A 740-nucleotide genomic window follows, 5' to 3' on the forward strand; every position below is an offset into this window, starting at 1 on the left:
ACGAACACCTCCGGGGCCGGCGGCCGGTATCCCAAAGAGGCATGCGGGCGCACGCCGTTGTAGTGACGTCGCCAGCTTTCGATGACGACCTGCGCTTCCCTGAGTGTGTAGAAGATCTCGCCGTTCAGGAGTTCGTCGCGAAGCCGTGCGTTGAAGCTTTCGACGTAGCCGTTCTCCCACGGTGAGCCTGGCGTGATGTAGGCCGTCTTTGCTCCGACGCCGGTGATCCAAGCTTGGACGGCCTTCGCAACGAACTCCGGGCCGTTATCCGAACGGATATGGCCAGGTACGCCACGCAGGATGAACAGATCCGAGAGCACGTCGATGACGTCGGTTGCCTTCAGCTTGCGGGCGACTCGGATCGCCAGGCATTCGTGCGTGAACTCGTCGACCACGTTGAGCATCCGGATCTTGCGTCCATCATGCGTGCGGGCCTCGACGAAGTCGTACGACCACACGTGATTGCGGTGTTCCGGGCGAAGACGGACGCAGGAGCCGTCGTTGTCCCAGACCCGCCCCCGCTTGGGCTGTCTGGCTGGGACCTTCAGACCCTCACGCCGCCAAATGCGCTCGACGCGCTTGTCGTTGACGAACCATCCGGCCGCCTTCAGCAATGCGCTGATCTTGCGGTAGCCATAGCGTCCGTACTTCTCAGCCAACGCCACGAGATCGGCCGTCAGCGCCTCTTCGTCGTCGCGGCCCCGCGGCACCTTGCGCTGTGTCGAGCGATGCTGACCGAG

At 63.4% G+C, this 740-nt stretch carries 1 protein-coding gene; it reads right to left on the bottom strand.

Annotated features, from left to right (window positions below; translation table 11 throughout):
* Positions 1–740: IS3 family transposase (locus MKK63_RS29900; protein ID WP_244007996.1), on the bottom strand; the 740-nt coding region annotated here is incomplete at both ends.

Source organism: Methylobacterium sp. J-088, assembly GCF_022829295.1.
Classification (GTDB): domain Bacteria; phylum Pseudomonadota; class Alphaproteobacteria; order Rhizobiales; family Beijerinckiaceae; genus Methylobacterium.